Origin of the sequence: Oribacterium sp. C9 (assembly GCF_002007235.1) — a bacterium.
GTDB lineage: Bacteria > Bacillota > Clostridia > Lachnospirales > Lachnospiraceae > Oribacterium.
In genome coordinates, this window is the sequence record NZ_MUHW01000004.1 from 1 (window position 1) to 18,616 (window position 18,616).

Genomic DNA, 18,616 nt, shown 5'->3' on the forward strand with positions numbered 1-18,616 from the left:
AGAGCATCTGCCTTACAAGCAGGGGGTCACAGGTTCGAGCCCTGTAGGCCCCATTATATTTTTGAAAATAACAAAATTTATTATCGCGGGATGGAGCAGTCTGGTAGCTCGTCGGGCTCATAACCCGAAGGTCGTAGGTTCAAATCCTTCTCCCGCAATGCAAAAACCTGTTTTCGATTGAAAACAGGTTTTTTCTATACAAATTTAAAATAATCATATCATTTTGGTCTGGCAAGATGTTCATACGGCAGGATAAGACGGCCTTTATAAAATCCACATCCATCGTTAAGCTTTGTGTTATCCACAGCATTGAACATATCGACTTTAACCTTTGAAAAATCCAGATTTCTGAGTTCTATGATACGGTTATAGGCTTCATCGAAGTAGATACACTCACCTACAGGAATGGTATTGCGTTGCACAAGAGGATTTTCCTGCTTCTTCTCGTAGAAGTAGTGATTGGCTGTGCCGATCTCGGCAAAGTCGTCCATGTCCTTGGTGCGAAGCTGCAGCTCTGTGAATCCGCGGGAAATATTATCATAAAAAGTGATGTGCAGGGATCTGTAGCCTGAACTTCTGGGATTTGCTATATAGTCACGGTAGTACGGTCTCACCGCAGGAGAGAGCAATGGAGAGACTTTCTCCTGCTTCAGTGAAGCGAGCTCTGCAGTAAAACCGCGCTGCTCTAGAAATTCGGGCAAAACATTGGCAAGCTCATATAAGTAATGGAGTTCAGATTCCGCCTGATTCTCGCCTGGTTCGAGATTGCTGACAGGCAGAGAGATAACGATACGATAAGCGATGAGATCCTTGAAATTGTGAACTTTCGCCTTGATGGCAGAAAGAGGAGGATACTCACCGTTCTGCTTATAGTAATCGTAGATGAACTGAACTATATATCCGTTGAACTTTTTTTCAGCCCTAAGTAAGGATTTTATCCTGCCCTTCAGGTTGAAAGAAAGGAACGGATATTTCTGAGACATGTAAATATAGAAATCCTGTATACGCTGGGATTCCGAAGTCAAGAACTCATTGTGCTCAAGAATCTGAGACAGCTCGATCAGGAAATTGCAGTGGGCAATGTCTATCTGGTTATGAGAGCTTAGAGCGCTGTTCTTCAGATCTCTGCTGTAATTATGAAGAATCTCAAGGACAGTATGTCCTTCATACAAATAATCGTTAAGCTTTACCATAATTAAAAATATAGTTAAAAATCACAAAGTTCCTATAACGATTATAGGTTAAATAAGTGCTTTTGCAAATTAAGAATGTAGATTTAGAGACATACTTTTAACTAATTTATAAAAAAATAATACTTTTTTGCAAGCGGTAAATGTAATTTCCGGTACGTGATAGGGTATAATGCTATCTTGCTGATAATCACAGCGAGGAACATTTGACTTAAACATTGAAAAAAGGATTTTTCAAGACATGTTATCAGGCGATATGAAGGAAATTACACAAAACAGAATCGATAAGCTGAATAGGATCTTTGAATCATATGCGTTGGTTGCGGAAGGTACTGATGTATATGTAAGTGATATTAAATATGATTATTCACGTTGGTCGAAATCGTCGGTTGAAATGTACGGGCTGCCCGCTGAATATATGTATGCTGCCGGAGATAAATGGGAGCAGTTGATTCATCCCGAGGATATAGACATTTACAAAGAAAATATAGATGTACTCATTAATACCGGTGAAGGCAGGCATGATGTACAGTACAGAGTGAAGGATATCTCCGGGAAATATATAACCTGTACCTGCAGAGGAGTGATCCTTAAGGATGAGTATAATGAGCCCGAGTATTTTGTAGGGATGATAAGAAATCATTCCATTAACAGTTATATAGATAATATAACCGGATTAAAGAACCAGAATGGCTTTTTCTATGACATTAACAGGTATCTGAAGTCTCATGTACCATTCAGGATAGTGATGTACGGTTCAACAAACTATGCAAGGATCAATGATCTCTTCGGCTATGAGTTCGGGACCGGGATCATGAGACACGTGATCAGATTTATGCTGGCACATGACAGGGATATGGGAGAAATGTACAGGCTGGATGGCGTTAAGGTCGCTATGATAACCAGAACAGCAACCATGGAGGAGCTCAAAGAAAATTATGAGTTCTACAGAGACAGATCCAGCAGGTCGTTTTTATTTGAGGGTGAGAAGATAAAGGTCAATATCAATGCCGGAGCGATATCGGTGGACAGATTCGATGTCGATGCCGATACTATTTTGTCATGTCTGAATCATGCCTATCATGAGTCAAAGGACAATAAACAGGGAAAGTTCTGTGTATTTGATACAGGAAATTCAAAGAATTGTATTTATGAGCTTGAGAGAATAAACAATATCAGAAAGAGCGTAGCTGACGGATGCAGGAATTTCATTATATATTATCAGCCTATTCTGGATTCCAGGTCTGAGAAGCTCGTGGGGGCTGAGGCGCTGATTCGCTGGAGGGATGACGATGGTAATATCGTCATGCCCAATGATTTTATACCTATAGTCGAAAATGATTCGCTTTTCCCTGAACTCGGAGAGTGGATACTTAGACATTCCATGGAGCAGTGCCTGGAGATAGTAAGGGCAAATCCGGATTTTGTTTTGAGTGTCAATCTTTCCTATGCTCAGATCCAGCAGATGAATTTTTTGAATGTTGTAACAAGAGCACTTGAAGATACAGGTTATCCTGCAGAAAATCTGTGCCTGGAAATCACAGAGCGATGCAGACTGCTGGATAAAGAACTGCTGAAAGATATCAGTCTTAATTTGAAGGAGAAGGGGATAAAGATTGCTCTTGATGATTTCGGAACCGGATTTTCGTCTCTTGAGTTACTGCAGAATCTGTATATCGATGTGGTGAAGATAGACAAGCAGTTCGTGAAAAACATAGTAGAGGATAACAAGCAGCTTTCTCTTATAAAGCTTGTAAATAAAGTTGCAGAGGTATTCGGGTCCTTAACCTGTGCAGAAGGTGTTGAGACCGTAGAGATGAGAGATGTACTGAAAGCCTGCGAGGTTGACAAGATGCAAGGATATCTCTATTCGAAGCCTGTGCCCATGGAGGTCTTCAAGGAAAAATTTATCACAGCAGAGTTGGGATGAATCTGTCATAAATCAGCTTGAAGGTAAAAATTTTTTCGATATTTTCTTATTATGCCAATGCTTTGACCGATAAATATAAAGAGGACTCGGAATTACTTTGCTTTTCTGCGTTTATCGCAGGGGATGTTTACATTATCTGAAATTATAAATTTTGATGAGTCTTCCTAGGTAACTGATGGACGTATAGAATGATATCGAGGGAACGCTGATGAGTGAGTTATCAAATGAGCAAAAGGATATTTTAGGTGAGATCGCTAACATAAGCATGGGAAATGCTGCAACTAACTTAAGTAAACTGGTAAATCTTCCGGTTAATATCACTACACCGGGAGTCAGTATCATCAATCGAAGTGCAGCTTTGGACGATTACGAGAAAACATGTATCTTCGTTCAGATCCACTATATCGTGGGACTTGATGGAAACAATGTTTTCATTCTCCAGCAGCCCGATGTTGTAGCGATTACAGATCTCATGATGGGCGGAGACGGCACAAATAATGAGGGTGAAGTTAACGAAATGCATCTCAGTGCTATTTCTGAAGCCATGAACCAGATGATGGGAGCTTCCGCAACATCTCTTGCGACACTTCTCGATCGTATGGTAGATATTAGCCCGCCTGAGGTATGTAAGATAGATGTAGATAGTGTAAAGACATTTGAGAAGATCTTTTCTTCACCACAGGATATGTTTGTTAAGGTTGCCTTCAAGATGGAGATCGGAGATCTCATCCACTCGACCATGGTTCAGTTATATCCGATTTCCTTTGCTGTAGAGATGGTCGATAAATTTACTTTAAAGAAAAAGGCCGGACAAATTTAAAATTTAAATAGCATCGACACGTCAAAATAATATATAAGGGGTTTTCTATTTATATTTTTTATAGTACAATTAATTATACTATATAAGTAGATTCGTGTATTTACATGGTAATGCTGCAAAGGAGTGCGGCACGCTGATTACAAGGAGGTACCCCTATGAGTTATCAGGCAGTAGAAGGCGTTGCCAGATACGATAACCTTGAACGTATTAGTACGGAAAGTCGCTGGCAACAGTATCTAGAGATGCGCAGTAGGAACAACAACAAGCTTGATCAGACGAATCAGTCTGAAACGAAAGATTTTCAGAATGAAGATTCCGAAGAGGCAAAGAATAACAGGATCGTGTTTGAACGCCCTAACGAGATCAGCTTGGACAGTCTCAAGCGTAAGGTAAAGAACGGAGATACTCTGACACCAAGTGAAAAGGCTTATCTACAGCAGTATGATCCTCAAACTTATCGTAAGGTAGCTGAGAGAGAGCAGGAGCTTAAGGAGTATAAACGTATTTTGCGTGACGCGAAGACCGAAGAAGAGCTTAGAAACGCCAAGATCAATCATTCCACTATCGCTCATCGTAACGGAGCCCGTTATGCGGAGAGTGCTGCGTCGATAAAGGATGAGAAGAGGCTGAGTGAGTATCTGCTGGATGAGGAAAGATCCACTTATGACAGGGTGGTCTGATTCTGTTGATGTAACTATAAACTAAAAGGTTCTGAGATACATAAATCTCAGAACCTTTTTTCGTGATTAAAAAGAGCAGGAGAAAAGTCTCCTGCCCGATTGAAATCATATGAGGTTTAAATCAACCAAACATCTTTCTTGCGTAGTGCATCTCTGTGCCCTGAGCATCAGTTACTACGAGCTCACCGGTTATTGGATAGAAGTTATATTTGAGACCGTTGATCACGCTGATGTACTCATTTGTTCCTTCGAAAGTAAGCTGTGATACAGCTCCGCCGATACCGTTCTGTCTCTGGATAACAGTAAGAGTCTTATCAGCGTTGATAGAAACTTCACGTGTATCTACATAGTTAGCGTAGATGATAGAACCGTTTGTGTACTTTGTATATGTCCACTGATATGTTCCGATATGTGCAAGGCTGTTGTGAACGTCGCCTGATTCTGCATTTGGAATCCACTTTCCGTCAGCGCCTACGAAATAACCATCAGGTGTCCAAGTGTTTGTAAGCATCGCACCGGTAGGTCCGAGATAGTAGTGTCCTACCCACTCATTTGCGGCAAAAGTACCATTATCTTTTACAAAGTACCATGTTGTACCAAATCCCATCCACTGACCTGCTACTGCTGTCATTGCAGAACCAACGATCATAAGTGATGCGATTCCGGCTGCTAAAACTTTCTTTAACTTCATACTTACCCCCTCCTTATAATGGGAACGTCAGTCCTGGTTCATACATTGTTTTATTTAAGAACCGACGTCACATGCCAAGCTTTTCTATACTTTAAACTTAATCATGCAATACTAAGAGTATAGCATTTATGCATTAAATGCAAATATCAAATAAAAAATTTTAATAATTCGAAAAAAATATTAAAAATTGAAAGAAATTCTCAAATTTTTTAGTGGAATATATTCATATAATTCATTTAAAAAGGTAAAATTTAAAAGCAAAATTATTATTATGTTTTATATGATTTTAATATTTATCCGATAAATAATATGAAGGATCACTGATGGAATAAATGTACTCATAATTTGCATGAATAGTTGTGATGCAAGACGTACCGATTTCTGATTGTACAATTCTTCTATATGAAGTTGGTTATCCAAAAGAAAGATCGGAACGAATATGAATTCAACAGAAACATCAGGGGATCAAGAAGGAAGCAGGTATGTACAATACGAGTTTGGGTTTGATGATATATATACTGGGACTGGCATTTATCTTGGGGACAGTTTTTGGAAGTTTTATAGATTGTACTGCCTGGCGTATAGTGAAAAATGAAAGCGTGCTGAAGGGACATTCCCACTGTGATGTTTGCGGACATCAGCTGGGGGCTATGGATCTGATACCGATAGTTTCGTATCTCAGATCCGGCGGAAAGTGCAGGTACTGCGGAGCTAAGTTCAGTTCAGAGTCCACGTGGGTCGAATTGATACTGGGTGTGATCTTTGCAGTTACAGTTCTGAAATTTGACATTTCAGCTGTATGTCTCAGAAATATGGGACTTGCAGTGATACTTATGGGGCTCAGCCTCGTGGATATGAAGACATATACCATACCGGACAGATTTCATGTGGCAGGCATATTGTGGTGGCTTCTGACATTACCACTTATTACCTATACAAAGGGAGTTGGTGTCATGAGCTATCTGTCACCGGAATATATGCATATGGAAGATGCAGCCATCCCGGGTGATTTTATAGGCCTCAGCTTCTTTTCATATTTACTTAGAGATTTCAGTATAGGGCTGGTGAGCGGATTGGCGGTTTCACTTTTCATGATGATAGTGTCACTGATCTTCGACAAGGTATCGGGGAAAGAATCGCTGGGAGGCGGAGACATTAAGCTACTGTTCATGACCGGACTGTATATGAGTACCTTCGTAGCATTTTTTAATCTGTTTTTGAGCAGTATCGTAGGGATCTTATTTGTATTTTGCCTGAAAAAGGAAAAAATCCCTTTTGGACCGGCTATTTCGGTGGCATCTTTGGTTTCTATTACGATTGGAAGCGAGTTTGTAATTTGGTATACTAGTTTACTGGCATAAAGATTGTGCAGTTTAAATGAGAATTAAGTGTAAATGCGGATCTCTGCATTTAGTCATTTATATAAATATGATCAAGCACGCTGTACATGCATGCGCACTTAGATCAAAACTTTACATCAGTAAAATCATCATAATATAAAGAATAATATATATGAGGTTAGTGAATGAAGAATACGAAAGTTGTCGGCGTTGATATCGGCGATTATCGAATTAAAGTTTCCTATATGGTAAAGGGAAGTATCAAGAAATTCTTCTATGAAAATGTCCCGGACAATGCTGTCAGAGGCGGCATGATTCAGTTCTGGGATGCCATGGCGGATTTTCTGAAAAACACCTTCAAGGCACATGGGATACGATGCAGAAATGTCATTTTCAGTGTTCCGGTGAGCGGAGTTTATGTCAGGGCAGTGAATCTTCCACTCATGACTGTCAAGCAGCTGGAGCTGAACCTGCCGTTTGAGTTTCACGATTACATATCAGATAATACCGATAAATATTTTTACGATTACGCAGTCATAGACAGAAATGATAAGAATATGAAGCTTCTGGCTGTGGCTTGTAGCAAGGAACTCATACAAAAGTACAGAAACCTGGCGAGAAATGCCAAGCTCAAGGCAGTTGGACTGGTTCCGGATGTCATCGGGATCCAGAGGATTCTGGGAAGATATAATCAGCTTTTTGACGTACCTAAGGATAAGGATTATGCGATCCTTGATATGGGTGATCAGAGCTTCAAGATTCATTTTTACAATCACGGAGTCTATGACGTAACTAGAAGTCTGGAACCCGGAGGATATTCATTTGCAGAAACCATATCCGGCATCACGGGCACTGATGTTCATATAGCCCGTATCTCGGAAGAGGAGAATGTTAACGACATCCAGACTCATGACAAACTCATACAGCTTTACGAAAGCAGAGCTGTCGAGATCATGAGAGCGCTGAACTTCTACAGCTACAGCAATACTGCGAACACCATCGATACGCTGTACTATTTCGGAGGCTCAGGTAATATCAAAAAGCTCATAGAGATCCTTTCGGAGACAGTGAATATACCTGTGAAACCTCTCAGTGTCATGGATGGTTCTCTGGATAAGGATATGAAGACTTGTTTCGATCTGAGTCCACAGAGCTATGGGGTGTCTATGGATCCGGGCGATGAGGTGGCAGCTCTTTCTGAGGAAGAGCTCTATAAGATCATGAAGTTTCATGAAAGTTTCGAAAGTGCAGCCGGTGTGGACAGGATAAAGAAGGATGGGGATGCTTCTTTATCAAAGGATCTGTCGGAAGGGGCTATGCTTTCATCGGGACTTGAGAAGCTTGAGGAAAAGAACGGCGATCAGGAATCGGGCGCAGCAGAAGAATCTGATGTGCTCGTAAAGATACCGGAGGGAGCTCCTACCGACAGTAAAATGTATGGCGGTGCTGCTCCAGATGAGGGTGAAAAATTACATAGAATTGAAGATTCCGATGAGATACTGGTAAGACTTGATGACAGTGAGCCGGGATATGATGACCGGACAGACAGCTATGGGGTAAAGAGACCTTCGGAAGATAAAAGAATAAATGATGAATCAAAGGCAGTTCAGGAAAGTACATTAAAAACCATTGAAGAACTTACTGAGCAGCTTAACAGAGGAAACAGTGATATTTAGGGGGCATTTATTTGGCTATCACGAAAATGGACAAGAAGTATCCTTATAAAAAACAGATAAATCTGATGTACCATGAGAGGAAGGTGAGACATATCGCCTTCTCTATTGGGCTGTTCACTATTTATCTCATACTTCTTTTCTTGTTTACAAAATACGGTGTTTACGAAGAGCTGGGCAAGGCAGATCAGGCGGAACGCTACTACAAAGAAAAGCAGCAAGAGCTGGAACAGATTCAGAGGAAAAATGATGAGTATCCTGATGTCAGACTGGAATACAGCCATTACGGAAACAGTTATATGAATGAGCAGGAGTCATCCGCTCAGGATATGGTGACTATGCTCAATATCATTGATGAGCGTATTCGAGAGATAGGAGCTATTCAGAGTGTTACCATATCCAGCAATGTTGCGGATATCAGGCTCGGAATAGAAGATGCCAATCGTCTTCCGGAGATCATCAGATCTCTCGAGGAATCTGAGTACATCAATTATGTAACAGCTCAGACCGCAAGTACTGTTGAACAGAATCGAAATAAGAGCATGGTGGACGCTGATGGAAACATTATCATACCTCAGTATGTGGATGCAGCTATTGAGGTTCATTTCCGTTCACCTGATGAGGTGACGCAGGCTGTTGCCAGTGGAAACAGTGAGGCTGTTGATGCTTATCTTGATGCAAGTCCAAACGGAGAGGCATCCGGAGAGCATGCATATATTCCGTTTATCATGGAGAAGGCAGAGGAAACAGAGGCTGCAGCGGAGAGTGCCGCGGCTGCAGATAACAGTAAGAAGAAAGAGAACGGCAATGAAAAGAGCAGTTCGAAGAGCACCGGTTCAAAGAGTGGAAGTTCAGGTAACTCTTCCGGAAATGCTTCAGCTTCTGCTTCTAAATCAAATTCTAAGTCGTCTTCACAGAATTCAGCACAGGCGGCGGCTCAGCAGCAGGCAGCAGCTCAGGCTGCATCGAAGCAGCAGAGTGCCTCTGCACAGTCAGTTACAGGAGCACCGGGGCAGAATGTGATTATCGACACACCGAATAGCGGTGGTTTCGGTAGTGGGGCTATCTCCATACAGGGAGGCTCACCTCTGGGATAAGATACACGGTTTTTATTTATTCATTTTTGCAGGAGTGGAAAACGATGCTTAGCAGACCATTTACTAAATTTGAAAGATTTTTTCTGCTCGTTTTGACGTTGGCTTTACTGGGGCTTGTATATTACAGATTTATACATCTGCCGGTCAGGGAGAGAGTGACCGAGGCGGACACTACGCTTATCGAAGAGCAGATCGCAACAGAGTATACCAGAGCAGAGCTCATACAGTCCATGAAGGACGAAGTTACGGAAAATCAGGAGACCATGATCGGTCTGGTTGCCACCTATGACAACTTCAAGGCAGAGGCGGCATTCCTGAACACCATATTCGTTCCGCTGGCAGAAACATATAATTATGGTTTCGAGACACCTGTGGCAGAGGACAATACTGTACGCAGAGACATTAACATAAGCTTTACAGCAGCGGACTACAGGATCTGCAGGAAGATCATACAGATGGTTCATGACAGCAGATACAGAAGCATGATAAAAAATGTGAATATCACTGCGGTGGACAACAGATCTACAGATGAGTACTCCAGCGTGCTGAACAGCCCGGTGAAGTGCAACATGACAGTGACTTTCTATGAGACTCTGATAGGCGCCCAGACTACAGCGGGACTCGTGATGGATGATTCGAAAAAGAAGAGCGAGTACATAGGTCTCGGCAAGGCGGATTTTTCAAATCTTGAAAGAAATTCGCTGGAGACAATAGCGGAATCAATCGCAGCAGAGCAGGGATAACAGACGGTGGTACGGTGTTAAAAAGAAGACAATTCGGGATCGAAAATCGACGAGTTTGCAAAAAGATACCGAGTGAGAAAAAACAAGTGGTACTGAGCTGAAAGATGCTGATTGAAAAATCGTCAGTTCGGAATAGAAAAGCTGACGAACGGAAAAAATCGGCAGTCATGGATTAGAAGGTGCAAATGAGCGCAGCAGTAAAAAAACTAAAATCAAATAGTGGGGCGACTCTGATGATGGCGCTTTTGTTTTTCGCAATCTGTGCTGTAACCGGATCCATGATACTTCTGAGCGCCACCGCAACAGCAGGAAGACTCAGCGTAATGAGGGACACGGATCAGAATTACTATGCGGTGAGATCGGCGACCAAATTTGTTGAGAAACAGCTTAATAAGAAAGAATATATTGAAGCTGAAGAAAAGGTTAGGAAACATGTGGAAATGGTACCAATTACCGACCCTGTAACAGGAAATGTAAGTTATAAAACTAAAACAACGTATATATATACTCCTCCTGTGTTTTATAAGGTTGAAGTTGATGACAGTGGACAAAAGAATACTTCAAGTGCATTACCTGAGATCTCATCGCCAAATTCCGGCATGATATTATACATGCTTATGAACGAGAATATTAGTAATTATGACAAGAAAAAAAAATATAACGATTCTCACGAAGATAAAAAATATCCATATGTTTTCTATGATCCTTGGTTCAAGGGGAGTGAAAATGAAAAAATAGAATATTATCCTTTGCCTAGAAATATAACAATATCTGAAAATACTGAAGGAGAATTATCTGTTAATATGGATGCAAAGATGGACTCCACAGGAGTTTTGACTTTGAAATTCATTAATTCGGAAGATGGTGAAAAAAAAGATAATAAATATTCAATAGAGCTTAAGATGCAATGTAATGAAGAGCCTAAGTATTCAAAAGAATCTGAAGCGGGTGATCTTGTTGAGAAAAAAACATATATTTTTACATTTGAAACAAAATCATTGGAAAAGAGATAAAGCAAACATCTGTTTTTGGTGTCTTGATTATTGTTTGTTATGCGTCTTATTTGCCTATGTGCTTGTGATAAAAAGGTGTTTTCTGAATGGATAAAAAAAATATATTTAAAAAATTAAATAGTTCACGAGGGGAGACAATAACTGAAGTTCTAGTTTCAACACTTATAGCAGTGTTGGCCATGATAATGTTTGCAAGCATGGTTGTAGCATCAAAGAATATTATTGAAAATGGCAGAGATACAATCAAAAATTATTATATATGGATTTCAAAAATGGTTATAAAAGATGGTGTAAAGATAGAAAATGGAACTTTAAAGTTTGATGATACAGCATTGGTCTACGATAAGAAATCATATGATGTGAAAGTGTATGAGAATCAACCATCTGAGAGCAATGGAATCACACATAGTATGATAATTAAAAGATATGAATGAAGAGAGTAATTTTTTTAGAAAAGTAAATAGCAAAAGTGGATTTACGTTGACAGAAACCCTATCAACACTCCTTATTATATCGTTAGTAGGAATCATGATATCTGCTGGAATAGGAACAGCTATAAAAGTTTATTGTCAGGTAACAAAATATGCAGAAGCACAGATGCTTTTAAGCACCACTATGATACTACTTGAGGATGAACTTATATATGCGGAACCAAGTACTATTAAAGTGAGTTCATCTAAAGATGCAATTACTTTTTGCCACATAGAGGATGGGGAAAAAACGATATTTGAAAAAAAAGATAATGGTAAAAACAAAGGAATATGGATTTCTTATGATGGACCTAATGGAAATATAGTTACTGAAAAGTTGGTTTCATATGAGGAAAAGGAAAGTATATATATTGATTGGAAGATAGATGATCCTGAATCTCAAACCGACAAAACAATGGTAATTCCTATAAATCTTTCTGTTGTGGATGATTCAGAAGTAATATTACCAATTGACCTTACAATTCAAACATTAAAAGCCGAATGAATTTGATTAATGAAAATGAGCGTGAAATCAATAATAACAATCTACGCGTGCTAAGTCTCTGAATAAGATATTTCAATATATAGCTTTGAACTTATGGATAGAATAAAACAAATAAGAAGAATTAAATTGAATAAAAATGGATTTACTCTTGCTGAACTTCTAGTGGTGGTTGCCATTATGATGATACTTGCAGGAGTTTCTTTTGTTGCGATAAATACTTATGTTAGAAATTTTCAAGTTCTGGAAATGGATAACACGGCAAAGGAACTTTTTATCGTTGCACAAAATCATCTAAGTGAAGCCTATGCAAGTGGCGAATATGAAAGAAAAATGTCAAAGCTTAAGAATGATGAATCATCTTATGAAGAATTTTTTGGGGATAAAATAACAGATATTCCGTCATATATCGGAACATTGACGGGAACAGAACATGAATTTCGATACAAGGTTTATAATGGTGATTCAATAGGTTCATCGAAATCAGGGGTACTATCTTATATGTTGCCTGATTTTTCAATTGATCAAGAGATTTCGGATAACGGCAATTATATCATAGTTTATGATGTTAAAACTGCAAGTATTCTTGGGGTGTTTTATTCTGGGCAGACCCATACTTTTTTTGGATCAGCGAAAATTCATACATTTAACGACTCATATGAAAACGAGAAGGAAGATATAGAAGAAGCAGTAAATAAAAAGGAAAAACGTAAGCATTATCCATCTTCTGATGAAGACTCTGTTATTGGACGATATGTTTCAGATGGTAAGGATGAGATTCCAAATGGTACGTTGATACCACTTACACTTACTGTCGATAATGAGGCGAAGCTTACAGCCAATATATTTAATCCAAATTATAAAGAGGGAGATTCTTCAAAAATAATTACTCTGAAGGTTACTGGTGAGACCAGTAAAAATTCTCAGACAATTGAAATTAAATCAACAGGAAACAGTTTTTTAACTAGCTATGAGATTGTAACAGATGAAGAAGAAAATATTCCATTAAAGTATAAAGAAAAAAAATCAAGGACTTATGAGACAATAAAACAAAAGGTAATAATTGAAGATGGAAAAGAAATAGAAGTTCTAACATTCATACTTGACGATATAACAGATAAAGAGGGACACTTTTGCAAATCATTCCCTGTGCTTATACCAGGGGAAGATATTAGAGTTGTTGCAACTATAAGCGATACATCAGCTATTACAGCACCTAAGGTAAGTAATGAAGTAAAGGGTGTTAACAGTCTATTTGGAAGCTATAATTTGATAGATACCAATGGTGTAGTAATAAGAAACATTAGACATCTTGAGAATCTTAGTACGGAAATATCTAATCTTTGTTTCAAAGAATCACATGACCCTAATTTGAATGGGCTGGTTAACGAGGCGTCAAAAATTAGTGTTACTAAGGCATATCAGATAGTTGACCTAATATATAGTGGAACTGATTCTTTTGTATCGGATACAAATAATGCTAATACTATTTATAAATATGATGGAACAGATTCAACAACTGGTTACTATGGTATCTCAAATAGTGGGCTTATTAAATATGATGGACTTAACAATAGTATATCTAATGTTGATTCAAAGAAAGGAGCTAATGGAAATACAGGAATATTTGCAGAGACTAATCTTTTTGAACTACGTGACTTGACTGTTGAAAATAGTACTTTCGAGGCTTCTGCCAATGCAGGTAGTCTTATTGGGTACAGTGCAGGAAAACTCACGATACAGAATTGTACGATAAAATCTACAAATGTAAAAGCAGAAAATGGCAAGGCCGGAGGGTTAGTAGGGTATAGTACAGGCACTTTTAATATAGATAATTCATTTTTTTTAAATGAGGAAGGAAATGAAAATTATATAACATCTAAAGGAGCTTCCGCTGGTGGAATTATAGGAGATATAGCAGCAGAAAAATCAAATATTACAAACTGCATTGTGTATAGTAATAAATTGAATATCACTTCAGACAATGGTGATGCCGGTGGAATACTTGGAAATGCAGCAGGCGCAGTAACTATGGAATCATGCTCTGCAGCAGGAGAAAAATTTACAGTCACAGGAAAAAATGCCGGTGGTGTGCTTGGAAGTGCAGCCGGTCTTGTCATCATGGATTCATGTTCTGTGACAGGAAAGAATGCCATGGTTTCAGGTGAAAATGCCGGTGGAATCATGGGCATTTCCAACGGTGGACTTAAAATCACAAATACTTACTGCTCTTCATTTGTTTTTGCTACAGCAAATGCCGGTGGTTTCATAGGCTATATCGAAAAGGGAAATAGTGATATTTTGTTCTGCTATACATCAGGACATACGAAAGATGGTAACTATGGAACTGGTACTGCTAAAAATGCCACTGCGGAAAACTATAATGTAATTTCAGATAGCATAGCAGGTGGATTTATCGGGTATAATTCTGCGCAAACAAGAATTTACGGTTCCTATAGCACATGCTCAGTATATTCCTCTTCAAGCAGTGGATATGCTGGAGGCTTTGTTGGAAAGAGTACAGTTATGGAGGTCAATAACTGCTACAGTGCCGGACCGGTAAACATAGCAGCCGGTGGTACAGCCGCAGGTTTTGCATGTCAAGGTGTAAGTGCGCATGGAAATAATTATTTTCTCAAAGGAAAGGGCTTTAACGCTACTCTAAGCGCAAGTGCAAGTGGAAATGTTGACTATATTTCATCAACCGGAGGAAATGAAATTTCGGTATCCGGAAGTACAAATGATGCCAAGCCATGGGATAGTACATTGGGAGAGGTATATCCATATTGGACTATAATGGAAATACCTGCACCTACTTTACCTACCGAGCTGGAAGGAATTTCAAGAACCATAAACATGCATTATGGTGATTGGACAGAAGTAGAGGACTACAGCCTAGTACTTCAAATCAGGAATGCCGAAAAACTGACGGCTATTCTTAATGTGCCCACGAGTGATATTTCAACAGGAGCGGGGGTACATAACTATGTATCTATGTGTATTGAAGGTGAAAGCAGTGCTCAAACGGCATATATGCAGTTTGAGTTGTTTCCAGATTATATAGTACCAATCAACAGAAATACAGCGATTACCAATATAACTGCCTCAGGTGGTGGGGATACTTCTGATTATAATGATGTAGTTTTTCCTGAGTATTCGTTCCCATCGGATATGAGTCTTGTTAGAAAGGTAGAGGATGATAAAACAAAGTTTTATATTGACCTTGATGACATAACTACTTTTAAAAAGAATTTCGCTGCTATGTTTACCAATCTAACTCCTGGTGAAGACATAAGAGTGACGGCAGAATGGGGCGCTATTTCCTGGAATACATTAAGTACAGATGCTGATGCAGAACTTAAGCTTCCAGAAGAGATGCGTGCGCCTATCACAGGAAGGACAAACAGCCTTTTTAAATCCGGTTCAGGAAATTCAAGCTATAAAGATTCCTATTATAGCGATATTGATAAGGCTAATAATGTTCAAACCCCAGGCGCGTATGGAGAGATAGCTCTTATATCAAACTTCAGACATCTTCAGAATCTGGATACATCAGTTTCCGGTGTTGGATATACATATAAGAAAGCTAAGATATGCAGAAATCTTTATTGGAAAGCAAATGATCCAAGTAATACAAATGTTATGCCTTCAAATTATACCGATTTCATAACTGCAATAAAGAACGGAAGCAGTGAAGAGTTTAGCATTTATCCATATACGGCTACTAACGAGTATGATGTTGTTTCAGATAACAATGCCTTTTATGGAATAGTTAATGATAATATTATCGATTTCGATGGTGACGGACATAGCATTAATAACATCTTAATAAGCAACGGTGGTGATACTGATAATAATGAAAAATATAGTGCTGGTCTTTTCAGAAAATTAAATATAAACTCTGATGCAACTAAGGATATTAAAAACCTTTATGTTGTTCAACCTACGATAGTGTCAAGGAACGGATATTCCGGAGGACTTATCGGAAATGTTTCTTCAAGTGGATTTTTAAATATTACTAATGTATTCATCTACGGAAAAGAATCATTGATCAGAGCAATATATGTTAAGGATAACGGTAATGGTACAGATGCCGGAGGATTTATAGGCAGTGCTGTTGGTGGTGGATATAATATCAGTAACTGTGGTTCATCGTCCTATGTGTATGCAGAAGATAAGGCGGCTTATGCCGGAGGATTTATCGGTGACTTTGAACCTGATAAAGCTACTAATATTACAGATTGTTTTGTTGGCGGACATATTAATTCGAGTCAAGAGTATTTGGCTGATTATGTGGTATCCGGTGATTCGAATACAATTAGTCCTGAGCATGAAGGTGGTTATAATATTTGTGGAAATAAAGCTGTAGGAGGATTTTTCGGTAACTTAGAGACAAATATAGACTCTATAACCAAAATAGAACACTGCTTTACAACAGCATCTGTATACTGTGGGGAATCTAAATCAAATGATGGAGCAGTTGGAGGATTTGTTGGAAGAATTCAGTATAAACACCAGCAATATAGTAATTGTTACATGGAGGGCAAAGTTTATGCTGGCACAGCTTATGCCGGTTCATTTATTGGAGACTACAAACAACCTGGTCCGTCAGATAATAATTCCTTTGAAAACGTTTATGTATTGATGGGAAAGGATTTTAATGATGATACAAATCTCAAAAACGTATCTTTTAGCCATAATTCTTGTACGATCAGCGGAATAACTCCAGTAGCTCATGACGATACTCATATAGTACAGGAAGACGTAGGTCAGATGGATGTAAAAACTTTTAACAGGACGCCTGCTAACGAAAGATTTCCATATAAGGACAGTACCATGATAGGTACAAATCATGTTTTTTATGGTGACTGGGTAGTGCCGGAGAAGATAGAATCCATAGAGTATGTTCTTAATGGCAATGATTTAAAGTTTAATCTTATTCCTCCAGATGTTGGGTGGCAAACTGAAAATCTGGATGGTGAAACTTATTACGTACGATATATTCGATTAAAAGGGGAACTAAGTAATGCTGAGTTCAGATGGAAAGTGATGTTTAATGAAGATAGGGTAATTATCAAACATCCGGACTGGGGCGGAAATACACTTTCATTTACCAATGCTATAGCAAAATTTGTAACAGGTATATTGAATGGATATCTTGAAATAACATTTGATGATATAGCTCAACAAGGTTCAAGTTTTTATGAAATTCTCGATGGGCGTTCTGGTAATGGTGTTGAATTGATTCCTGGTGAGAATATAAGCTTATATTCAAGTGATACTTTGGAAGGTCTTAGTAATGAATCTTCTAAATATGTAGAAGTAAATAGTCTGTTTGAGAGAATTGAACCTAATGACGATGGTCCAAATACCTATACTGCATTCATAGGAAATGCAAGGCATCTTGAAAATCTTAATCCTTATATTTCGAAACTCGGAATTACTGTTACGAGAGCAAAACAAACAGGAAATATATATTGGGAGGACGACGGAAGTTATGAAAAAGGAAAACCATACTATACTGCATTATATCCTCCGTATCTGACTGAAAATCCAGATGCAAATATTCATGAATCTCATGGTAATACTATTGCTCCGGGTATGATGATGGCTTTAATGTGTCCCGATTTGAAAAGTTATGATGGTGGAGGTTATACGATTTATAGACTAAGAATAAATCAAAATATGAAGGAGACGTTTGTCGGACTATTTTCCAGTACCATACAAGACATGACTATACAGAATCTGATATTAAAAGATCCAGTGGTAAGTGAGAGTGCAAGTGGAGATCCAAAGGCACTACTTGTAGGAAAAGCAAGGGAGAATCTTTATGTGAATAATGTTGCAGTTTTGGGAGATATCAATATCACTAATGGACAAAATATCGGAGGTCTTATAGGAGAATGCAATAAAGCTGTAACAATAGAAAATATCAATATATTCAATAGTGTTAATGTCAGTGGAAAAAAATATATTGGTGGAATAATAGGTTATGCAAAACATTCTGTATCTATGAACAATGTTGCAATAAATGAAAATGTGAATGCTGTTTTAGGTGATAACTATGGTGCAGCCGGAGGAATGATAGGAAGAAGTGAAGGCAATGTTACCATAACAAATTCACTTATAAATGGTTGTTCAGCGATATTGATATACAACTCTAACGCGGCCGGAGGGCTGGTTGGTGGAACAGGAGGAACACCTAATATCACCGGTACATCAATTAATGGAGGTATATATATAAACAGTAATCCAGATAATCGATTCGTAGGTGCAGGACAATAAATTGTGAGGGTTGCGAGAAATCGCAGCTCTCCTTTATTGAGTAAAACAATAAACCCAGATGTATACATTGACATGAGGTTCGTAAACATTTAACATAAAGAGCATCGGTGAGGAGTGAAAGACTCCTTGCCGGTGCTTTTTCAGTACTGAATAATCTGGTCTCTGTTCTAAGGAGACAAAAA

General features: G+C 38.7%; 13 protein-coding genes and 1 tRNA gene. 12 read left to right on the top strand and 2 right to left on the bottom strand.

The window, feature by feature from the left end; all coding sequences use genetic code 11:
• The first annotated feature begins 84 nt into the window (after positions 1-84).
• Positions 85-158, top strand: a tRNA-Met gene (locus BXO88_RS03530).
• Between the two features lie 60 nt (positions 159-218).
• Here the strand turns inward: BXO88_RS03530 and BXO88_RS03535 are convergent.
• Positions 219-1,193 (bottom strand): hypothetical protein, encoded by a 975-nt coding sequence (locus tag BXO88_RS03535; RefSeq protein WP_330395067.1) that lies wholly within the window; start codon positions 1,191-1,193, stop codon positions 219-221.
• A gap of 253 nt (positions 1,194-1,446) precedes the next feature.
• Here BXO88_RS03535 and BXO88_RS03540 point away from each other — a divergent pair, with 253 nt between their 5' ends.
• From BXO88_RS03540 to BXO88_RS03550, 3 genes are all read left to right on the top strand, one after another.
• Positions 1,447-3,120: a sensor domain-containing phosphodiesterase gene (locus BXO88_RS03540; RefSeq protein ID WP_168171606.1), complete on the top strand. Its 1,674-nt coding sequence runs from the start codon at positions 1,447-1,449 to the stop codon at positions 3,118-3,120.
• Positions 3,121-3,328: 208 nt separating this feature from the next.
• Entirely contained in the window at positions 3,329-3,940 is a 612-nt protein-coding gene (fliY, locus tag BXO88_RS03545; RefSeq protein WP_078036391.1) for a flagellar motor switch phosphatase FliY, read from the top strand.
• 155 nt (positions 3,941-4,095) lie between these two features.
• Positions 4,096-4,620, top strand: coding sequence for a hypothetical protein (locus BXO88_RS03550; RefSeq protein WP_078036392.1), 525 nt, complete (start codon positions 4,096-4,098; stop codon positions 4,618-4,620).
• Positions 4,621-4,741: 121 nt separating this feature from the next.
• Here the strand turns inward: BXO88_RS03550 and BXO88_RS16275 are convergent, their stop codons facing one another.
• Positions 4,742-5,311 (bottom strand): hypothetical protein, encoded by a 570-nt coding sequence (locus BXO88_RS16275; protein WP_139355494.1) that lies wholly within the window; start codon positions 5,309-5,311, stop codon positions 4,742-4,744.
• A 482-nt stretch (positions 5,312-5,793) separates the two neighbouring features.
• On the opposite strand from BXO88_RS16275, the gene BXO88_RS03560 reads away from it, so the two are divergent.
• From BXO88_RS03560 to BXO88_RS03595, 8 genes are all read left to right on the top strand, one after another.
• Positions 5,794-6,672 carry a prepilin peptidase gene (locus BXO88_RS03560; protein ID WP_078036393.1) on the top strand — a complete coding sequence of 293 codons (879 nt, stop codon included), beginning with the start codon at positions 5,794-5,796 and terminating at the stop codon, positions 6,670-6,672.
• A gap of 164 nt (positions 6,673-6,836) precedes the next feature.
• Positions 6,837-8,327, top strand: a complete 1,491-nt coding sequence (locus tag BXO88_RS03565) for a type II secretion system protein GspL (RefSeq protein WP_078036394.1) — start codon at positions 6,837-6,839, stop codon at positions 8,325-8,327.
• A gap of 11 nt (positions 8,328-8,338) precedes the next feature.
• Positions 8,339-9,421 carry a hypothetical protein gene (locus tag BXO88_RS03570; RefSeq protein WP_139355495.1) on the top strand — a complete coding sequence of 361 codons (1,083 nt, stop codon included), beginning with the start codon at positions 8,339-8,341 and terminating at the stop codon, positions 9,419-9,421.
• A 44-nt stretch (positions 9,422-9,465) separates the two neighbouring features.
• A complete protein-coding gene (locus BXO88_RS03575) occupies positions 9,466-10,164 on the top strand; it encodes a hypothetical protein (protein ID WP_078036396.1) in 699 nt (232 codons plus the stop codon).
• A gap of 185 nt (positions 10,165-10,349) precedes the next feature.
• A complete protein-coding gene (locus tag BXO88_RS03580) occupies positions 10,350-11,177 on the top strand; it encodes a hypothetical protein (protein WP_139355496.1) in 828 nt (275 codons plus the stop codon).
• An 86-nt stretch (positions 11,178-11,263) separates the two neighbouring features.
• Positions 11,264-11,611 carry a hypothetical protein gene (locus BXO88_RS03585; protein WP_078036398.1) on the top strand — a complete coding sequence of 116 codons (348 nt, stop codon included), beginning with the start codon at positions 11,264-11,266 and terminating at the stop codon, positions 11,609-11,611.
• The gene (locus BXO88_RS03590; RefSeq protein ID WP_078036399.1) at positions 11,604-12,152 is read left to right on the top strand and encodes a hypothetical protein; all 549 of its coding nucleotides are present in this window, start codon (positions 11,604-11,606) and stop codon (positions 12,150-12,152) included. The genes BXO88_RS03585 and BXO88_RS03590 overlap by 8 nt, the downstream gene beginning before the upstream one ends.
• A gap of 126 nt (positions 12,153-12,278) precedes the next feature.
• Positions 12,279-18,434, top strand: a complete 6,156-nt coding sequence (locus BXO88_RS03595) for a prepilin-type N-terminal cleavage/methylation domain-containing protein (protein WP_168171607.1) — start codon at positions 12,279-12,281, stop codon at positions 18,432-18,434.
• Positions 18,435-18,616: the final 182 nt, after the last annotated feature.